This is a genomic window from Nonlabens sp. (genome assembly GCF_047636915.1).
GTDB lineage: Bacteria > Bacteroidota > Bacteroidia > Flavobacteriales > Flavobacteriaceae > Nonlabens.
Window position 1 is genome coordinate 1 of record NZ_JBLIGN010000097.1, and the last position, 8096, is coordinate 8096.

Annotated in this window: 9 protein-coding genes; 2 read left to right on the forward strand and 7 right to left on the reverse strand. The window is 36.7% G+C overall.

The annotated features are described in order from the left end of the window. Positions 1–304: 304 nt before the first annotated feature. The 3 genes from ACJAT0_RS11445 to ACJAT0_RS11455 all read right to left on the reverse strand — a co-directional run bounded on the left by ACJAT0_RS11445 (position 305) and on the right by ACJAT0_RS11455 (position 2704). Positions 305–1258, reverse strand: a complete 954-nt coding sequence (locus tag ACJAT0_RS11445; protein WP_415181761.1) for an alpha/beta hydrolase — start codon at positions 1256–1258, stop codon at positions 305–307. 198 nt (positions 1259–1456) lie between these two features. After that, positions 1457–1750: a TIGR03643 family protein gene (locus ACJAT0_RS11450; protein ID WP_374004491.1), complete on the reverse strand. Its 294-nt coding sequence runs from the start codon at positions 1748–1750 to the stop codon at positions 1457–1459. A gap of 354 nt (positions 1751–2104) precedes the next feature. After that, positions 2105–2704 carry an alpha-ketoglutarate-dependent dioxygenase AlkB family protein gene (locus ACJAT0_RS11455; RefSeq protein WP_415181762.1) on the reverse strand — a complete coding sequence of 200 codons (600 nt, stop codon included), beginning with the start codon at positions 2702–2704 and terminating at the stop codon, positions 2105–2107. 74 nt (positions 2705–2778) lie between these two features. Between ACJAT0_RS11455 and ACJAT0_RS11460 the strand changes: the two genes are divergently transcribed. Next, the gene (locus tag ACJAT0_RS11460; protein WP_415181763.1) at positions 2779–3786 is read left to right on the forward strand and encodes a 3-oxoacyl-ACP synthase III family protein; all 1008 of its coding nucleotides are present in this window, start codon (positions 2779–2781) and stop codon (positions 3784–3786) included. Positions 3787–4368: 582 nt separating this feature from the next. Further along, a complete protein-coding gene (locus ACJAT0_RS11465) occupies positions 4369–4731 on the forward strand; it encodes a CoA-binding protein (RefSeq protein ID WP_415181764.1) in 363 nt (120 codons plus the stop codon). Here the strand turns inward: ACJAT0_RS11465 and ACJAT0_RS11470 are convergent. From ACJAT0_RS11470 to ACJAT0_RS11485, 4 genes are all read right to left on the reverse strand, one after another. After that, complete coding sequence (locus tag ACJAT0_RS11470) at positions 4728–6182, reverse strand: sodium:solute symporter (protein WP_415181765.1); 1455 nt, start codon at positions 6180–6182, stop codon at positions 4728–4730. The two genes, ACJAT0_RS11465 and ACJAT0_RS11470, sit on opposite strands and share 4 nt — an antisense overlap. Before the next feature lie 212 nt (positions 6183–6394). Then, the gene (yidD, locus tag ACJAT0_RS11475; protein WP_415181766.1) at positions 6395–6616 is read right to left on the reverse strand and encodes a membrane protein insertion efficiency factor YidD; all 222 of its coding nucleotides are present in this window, start codon (positions 6614–6616) and stop codon (positions 6395–6397) included. 33 nt (positions 6617–6649) lie between these two features. Continuing rightward, entirely contained in the window at positions 6650–7000 is a 351-nt protein-coding gene (locus tag ACJAT0_RS11480) for a hypothetical protein (RefSeq protein WP_415181767.1), read from the reverse strand. A 187-nt stretch (positions 7001–7187) separates the two neighbouring features. Further along, positions 7188–8096 (reverse strand): DALR domain-containing protein (locus ACJAT0_RS11485; RefSeq protein ID WP_415181768.1); only part of this gene is annotated, 909 nt, incomplete at its 5' end.

Below are 8096 nucleotides of genomic sequence, written 5' to 3' on the forward strand. Positions count from 1 at the left end.
AAATAACACATCAATAAGGCTGGTACTACTTTGTAAAACTTAGACCAGAAACCTTGTTTTAAGGAAGAAGAATAAAAAACAAGCGCTAGACATATCAGTAACAAACCGAAGACTATGGTGTCATCGGTAATAATTGGTGGTAACACTTTAATTGTGGGGTCTTCAGCTAGAAAAATCATAAAGGATATTTTTAATAGCTGCAAAATACGATTTTATGTAAAGAGGATGAGGGTATTTTAGCCTTCGTAAATTATTGAGTGTTGTTGAAACCTTTAATTGAAAATAGTAGAAAGCCTTACAATTTCTATTCTTTTATAAAACGCACTATAATATCCACAAGGGTAACGCTTAAAGGAACCTTAGGGTTGACGTAGCTTTTTGAAGCTTCAATTTCATCCTCTCCTACGGTTTTGAGCACATGGTTCATGTTTTCAATAAGTTCTAATGAGGCAACAGGAACCGCATCTTTTAATATAGCCGCTTCAGATGGGTCTACTTGTCTGTTTTTAGAACCGTTTATGATAAGAATAGGTATTTGGAGTTTCTTAATTTCTTTTGCAGGATCGTATTGCATCCAGGATTTCATAAAAGGTTGCACTTGTGGACCTATAAGGACATAAAGATCGCGCTCTATATCAACTACAAGCTCTCTTGAGTCTTTTACCCTTTCAAATGTCTTTGCCGCTACCTTGTCTAATCCAGGTTGTTGTTGAGCTATTTGTTGAACAATTAACGCATCTATAGACTGTCCAGCTCCGTTCAAGGAAATAAAACCATAAACGTCTTTGTCTACTGCCAGCATACCTACAAGAGAACCTTGACCATGGCCAGCAATATAGATTCTTGAAAACCGACTGTCATTTTTGAAAAAGTCAACGCTTTCTTTTGCATCGATAATAAAATCGCTAAACAAAGTTTTATCGCTAGGTTTGCGATTTTTTATTTGTGTCACAATGCGTTTGTCGTATCGGTAAGTAGCTACACCTTGGGTGAGTAAAGAATCTGCTAGTTGTAGATAAGCATTACTTTTTGTTCTACGTTCATTACCATTGCGATCTGTCGCACCGCTATCTCCTACAATAATAACTAAGGGAACTTTTTCAAAAGTATATGGAGTAAAAAGGCTTCCTTGTATGTTATTATTTACGTTAACTTCGGTATGTTGTGCATCAGTGGATACGTCACTCTTTTTAGAAAAAGTGTTTTGTGCCATTGCTGCTAGTGGCAAAAAGAATAAAAAGAGTAGTAATTTTTCCATGATTTGAAAGTCATTTATTTAACAACGTTTAAATTTAGGCATTAGGTATGCTATTGGAAAATAAAATGATCCTTTTGAAATCGCGACCAGTTGGTGTAAAATACGTAGGCTTTGGCACATGTGCGTGTTGGTAACTCTAGAGGGTAATTATTACTTAAACAGACCTTCTTTTTTTAAGCTTTAACAACGGAGGTGTTTTTATCTCTTTGCAATTTTGTTTCCGGTAGAGCGCTGCATGTTGCATTTAAAACGGCTCATTTCAGGATCACGCTGCGCTTTATGCTTTGTAGAACGACCTTGAACACGCTGTCTCCACATTCTGAAACTGCTTTCCTTCATCTCACTGCGCATTATTTTAATGACCTCACTTTCTGTGACACCAAATTGTGCCTCAATCGCATCAAATGGTGTACGGTCTTCCCATCCCATTTCCACTATGCGATCTATGGAACGTTCATCCAGATTTTTTAATATATCTTTTGCTTTTGCCATGTTACTGAAGTCGTTTTAGTTAGCAATGATTACATAATTGATTCAATTAGACATTTAGTTTAAGTGACGGTTACCACTTGGCTGATGAAATATGCGTCACCAGAAGACAGGTCTTCACATCTGACATGCCTGCTATCTGTGTTAGCACGGATCAATTTGTACCTTAAAAAATATGCCGTTAAGTAATTTATAGACGTATTTGGGCTCTTTTAATGTTTATGAGCAATATTTACGGAATTCTTTAAGCTCACCGTTTCTATATATTTCTGAAAAGAGCCTTTAAAATAATAATAAGAATTTATTACCTAATGCTTCGTTACGGTACTTAAATAATATCAGTCTGTTTACCGACTATTAAATCACTTTTCTAAAAGTCAAATTAATCCTTAAATCGATTTGTTTTTTAGTCTTTGCAATTTGATGTTTATACGTGTGTTGCGTTTGATCCTTCATTAGAAGCAGACTTCCATTTTCTAGTAAAAATTTAAATCGCCAAGCTGGATTTATGTTGTGTTTTAAGTGAAAGAAACGTTCCTGTCCTAAACTTATAGAAGCGATAACAGGATTCCTACCAAGTTCTTTTTCGTTATCTGCATGCCAGCCGTTAGAATCTTGGCCAGTTCGGTATTGGTTGATCAGACAAATGTTAAATGTAGTTCCAGCTGCTTTTTCGACATCTTTTTTTATTTGTTTTATGGTTTCCGTCCATGGCAATGCTTTGAAATTAATACCACTATAGCCGTAGACTATATTTTCATCTCCATACAATTGCGTCAGTCTTGGCTCGTTATGTGTTTTGCCATACAGTTGAATTTTATTTTGCCGCCAGGGCGTTTCTTCCAATAAACTGGTTTTTAAATGTTCTGCTTTCGCTAAAGCGTAAAAAGATGATTCATAGCTAACTGTAGCATCTTGAATCTCAGGAAATGGGTCTAAAAATAATTTATTAGGCATGCGTGTCAAAATATGGTTATCTCTAGCAATATACTAATGCTGTCGCGTATCTTGCGTTTACTTAAAATTATTTTATGTTTACATCTCGCATAACTGGAATGGGGAAATTTGTTCCAGACAACGTTGTTACTAATGACGATCTTTCAAAAATAATGGACACGAACGACGCTTGGATCCAAGAACGTACGGGTATTAAAGAACGACGACATATTAAAAAAGGCGATGGTAACTCAACAGCAATGATGGGTGTAAAGGCCGCTGAAATTGCCCTAGAACGAGCCAGAATTTCAAAAGACGATATAGAATTAATTGTTTTTGCGACCCTTTCTCCTGATTATTATTTCCCTGGTTGTGGAGTGCAAGTACAAGACATTTTGGGAATTCATACCTGTCCAGCACTTGATGTAAGAAATCAATGTAGCGGATTTATATACGCACTTTCAGTCGCAGACCAGTTTATAAAAACAGGGATGTATAAAAATGTCTTGGTAATCGGTTCAGAAAACCATAGTGGTGGACTAGATTTTACTACTCGTGGGAGAAATGTGTCCGTCATTTTTGGTGATGGAGCGGGAGCAGCTGTAGTTTCTAGATCAGAAAAAGAAGGTCATGGAATCCTGTCTACACATTTGCATAGTGAAGGGAAACACGCACTGGAATTATCGTTAAAAGGGCCGTCTACAAATCACTGGGTGCCACAGCTGATAGAGGAGAACCCGCAGGAGGATATTCCTTATTATCCTAATATGAATGGGCAGTTTGTGTTTAAAAATGCTGTAGTTCGTTTTTCTGAAGTCATTATGGAAGGTCTCATGTCAAATGGTCTAGAAGTAAGTGATATCGATATGCTTGTGCCACACCAGGCTAACCTGCGTATCTCCCAATTTATCCAGAGAAAATTTCAATTAAATGACGATCAGGTGTATAACAACATCCAGAAATACGGTAACACAACTGCAGCATCGATACCTATTGCACTTTGTGAAGCTTGGGAAGAAGGTAAAATTAAAGAAGGAGACACTATTATTCTCGCAGCTTTTGGTAGTGGTTTTACTTGGGGTAGTGCGGTTATAAAATGGTAAGACACGCTGTATGCTGTTAGATTTTAATTAGCGGATAAGTTTGATCTAATTGTATCCATATCGATGTTCAATAAAGATTATAAGATCATAAACGTGACTTTTTCAGCCTTTCTTTTTCCTTTTTCTGCGTTAAAAATTTTAATCGCAACTACAGCTGCGTTTGAATTTTTATTATAATTAAGATAAGAATATATGTATCGAATCCCTAGAAAAGAGATAAGCATTGGCTTGTAGCATCTATCATTTTTAATTGTTTATTTAAGGATGAAGTATGGGTGGTATGTTGTAAAATTTATACTTGTAAAAATTTTGTTTATGGGAGCTTTTAAAGGTACATAAAAACAAAATCCCGAGCCTGCAAGCCCGGGATTTCTAAATCGCATAATAACACTAACCATTAATTATGAACCATACGATTATAATTGCTGATAGATTCAAAGTTTAAAACTCAAAAAAACCAGGAACCTTTGAATAGCTATTTTAATAATAATTCAATTCTTCTAATAAATCAAACTGGGTTTTTATAATCCTTCTATTAAAAGACGATATATTTTGTATATTGTTACAGATTAATAAATAAAAATGTCAAAAAAAACTCTTGTACTTGGCGCCTCTCTTAAAGAAGAACGCTATTCAAATATCGCGATCTATAGATTGCGTAAGTTCAATACGGAAACTGTTGCTATAGGAATGCGAGAGGGACTCGTTGATGATGTTAAAATTCACAAAGAATTGATTCCGTTTAAGGGAATAGATACCGTAACATTATATTTAAATGCGCAACGGCAGCCGCTATATTACGATTACATTATAAGTTTGAAACCAGAACGTGTCATCTTTAACCCAGGAACAGAGAATCCGGAGTTTTATAAACTTCTTAAGGAGAATAAGATCAAATGTGAGGTCGCTTGTACGCTCGTTTTATTAGGAACCAATCAATATTAGTTTTGATTGCTGAAAAAGGAAACAATCAGCAATCCTAAAAAGGTAATCAATCCATTTAGAAGCAATACAAAAAAGCCAAATTCAAAATTAAAGTAGTAGTTGGCAGCGGTGCTGATCCCAAAAGCTATAAATGGGGACAGGATCGCGATAATAGGCGTGGCATTATGGGGTACTTTTATTTTGGTTAAAATCCCAAAAGCAAATAATCCTAATAAGGGGCCATAGGTATATCCAGCAAACACAAACAGCTTATTGATCACACTGTCGTCTTGGATCAAATATTTAAAACTCACAATAACCATAATTAAGAGTATTGAGAAACCTATATGAACTATTTTGCGTATCCAGTTTTGTTTTTTCTCTTTGTAATTTTTTTCTATTTGCAATATATCTACTGAGAACGATGTCGTTAACGAGGTGAGTGCACTGTCTGCACTCGAGTAGGCTGCTGCGACCAGTCCTAGAATAAATACCAGTCCTATTCCAATACCCAGATGGCTGTCTAATGCGATGGCAGCAAATAACTTGTCTTTGGTGGCTGTTAATTGTTCCGCTTTTGCGAAAGCGGTTAACAAAACACCTAGTCCCAAGAAAAGGAGATTCACGAAAGTCAATACAATTGTAAACCAAAACATGTTCTTTTGAGCGTCACCAAGACTGCGACAGGTCAGGTTTTTTTGCATCATATCTTGATCCAGTCCAGTCATGACTATGGCGATAAAGGCTCCTGCAAAAAACTGTTTGAAGAAATACTGACCACTTTTCCAATCGTCAAAAAAGAAGATTTGAGAAAGCTCACTGTCCGATATAAAACCAGTAATTTCTCCTATGCCGTTGAGGTTCAAATTGTCAGAAATGTAGTAAATACCTACTCCTACAGCGATCAACATAAATAAGGTCTGCAATGTATCTGTCCAGACTATGGTTTTAATTCCTGACTTAAACGTGTACAACCAGATGAGGATAACTGTAAAAGTTACGGTTTGCCAGAATGCAACACCCATACTTTCAAATACAAATTCCTGCAACACGCCAGCTACTAAATACAGTCTGAAACTTGCGCCTACAACTCGAGAAAGAATAAAGAAACTAGAACCCGTATATTGTGCGGCACTGCCATATCTATCGTTAAGGTAGCTGTATATGGAGGTGAGATTCATTTTGTAATAGAGTGGCAAAAGCACTGTTCCTATCACCAGATAACCTATTATGTATCCCAAAACTACCTGGAAGTAATTCATAGCGCCTTCTTCTACCGCCCCAGGAACTGAGATAAAAGTCACGCCACTAAGCGACGCACCTATCATCCCGAATGCTACAATAAACCATGGTGAAGATCGATTGCCTCGAAAAAAAGTAGCGCTATCACTCTTGCGACTTACAATAAGGGATATCGCTACAAGAACTGCAAAATAACAAGCTATGGTAATCAGAATTTGGGTAGAAGTCAAGGGTGCGAATTTTTGATGCTAAGGTAAGGAAGCACCAGTGAATTTGAACTTGAACTTCAAAGCGAATTAGATTTAAAAATCAAAACAAGAACTATAAGGAAGAAAATGTAATGTTATTTGAAAGTGTAATAAGGAGTAACAAAGTCTAGTGGTGTTTTTTGAGTTTTTGCGGTTTCAACCTTTGTGATTTCAATTTTGTAAACGCAGATGATTTAAGGCACAGGATCATAACCTTTACCACCCCAAGGATGACAACTAAAAATGCGCTTCAATGCCAGCCAGACACCTTTAAAAGCTCCGTGTTTGATAAGTGCTTCCTTAGAATACTGAGAGCAAGTGGGCGAGTAGCGACAACTCGCAGGCGTAAAAGGAGATATCACTGTTTGATAAAACTTGATCAATAACAAAAACGGATATGCCAGTAGTTTTTTCAATTATGTACCTCTACGTTATTCACAACCTCAAATTTAAGGTCTATAATAGGTAATAGCCTCTTGATTACCCCATAAAATGTAAACTTCTTGTTTATCTAAATGTATAAGCCTACCAATGAACGTTCTATTCATTCCGTAAATAAATATACTATCCTTTTTTAGTTCGTAAGATAAAATTCTTTTATCCGAGTATTCTACGTTAAAGTCTTTACGAAATATCCTGTAATGATTTTTGTTTGTTCTACTATTTGTCAACCATTTGCCTTCAAAAAGTTTTAAGTCAAATTCTTGCCCACTAAAAGCTATTTCTTTTTTTATATCAGATGTATAAGTACGGCATGAAAGTAGCGTCAAAGACAGTAATATTAATAGGGTCTTGTTCATATAGTAACGTTTAAAAAACTCTAGCAGACGGAATTCCGCCCCCGAGAATCTATTTTGTTGCCTCAAGCTATTCTTTTGTTTAGTGGAAAACTACTACAAGCTAGCATCAGTAAATCCTGCTTTTTTCCTTGTGAGTTAATTTTGGCATTCAGATTTTTCCTGATTCCTGATTCCTGATTCCAACAGGCTATTCTACAGCATAACTCGTCCCATCAGCGCCATCTTTTAATTGGATTCCAGCAGCAGTAAGTTCGTCTCTTATTTTATCGCTGGTACTCCAGTCTTTATTAGCTCTTGCGGTGGCTCTTAAATCAATAATGAGTTTCATCGCGCCGTCCAGTCCTTTATTTAAAGAAGCGCTTCCTTCTTCTTTGGTGTCTTGCAATCCCAAAACATCAAAGAAAAAAGCATCCATTGTTTCTTGAAGTTCTTCCAGATCGCTAGCTGTAATAGTCGCGTTACCGTCCTGTAGAGAATGAATGATTTTCACTGCGTCAAAGAGCTCTGCAATAAGAATGGGCGTATTGAAGTCGTCATTCATGGCAGCATAGCATTTTGCTTTCCATCCTGCTATATCTATAGAAGAATTTTTAGAAGCAGCTAGTTTCCTCATTATTTTCATAGCTTCGGTAAGCCTGTTAAACCCTTTTTCGGCAGCTAGAATGGCATCATTGCTAAAATCCAATATCGATCTGTAATGAGCTTGCATCATAAAGAAACGCACTACACTAGGGGCAAAAGCCTTTTGCATAAAATTGTTCTCACCGGTAAAAAGCTCTATGGGTAAAATACTGTTTCCAGTAGATTTGGACATTTTTTGGCCGTTTAGAGTCAACATATTAGCATGCAGCCAGTAATTTACAGGGCTGTGACCATGTGCTGCTTCTCCTTGAGCTATTTCACACTCGTGATGAGGGAATTTAAGATCCATTCCGCCGCCGTGTATGTCAAAGGTCTCGCCTAAATATTTAGAGCTCATTACCGTACATTCTAAGTGCCATCCTGGGAAACCATCACCCCAGGGACTAGGCCATCTCATAATGTGTTGAGGGCTAGCTTTTTTCCAAAGAGCAAAGTCGGCTGGATTTTTTTTATC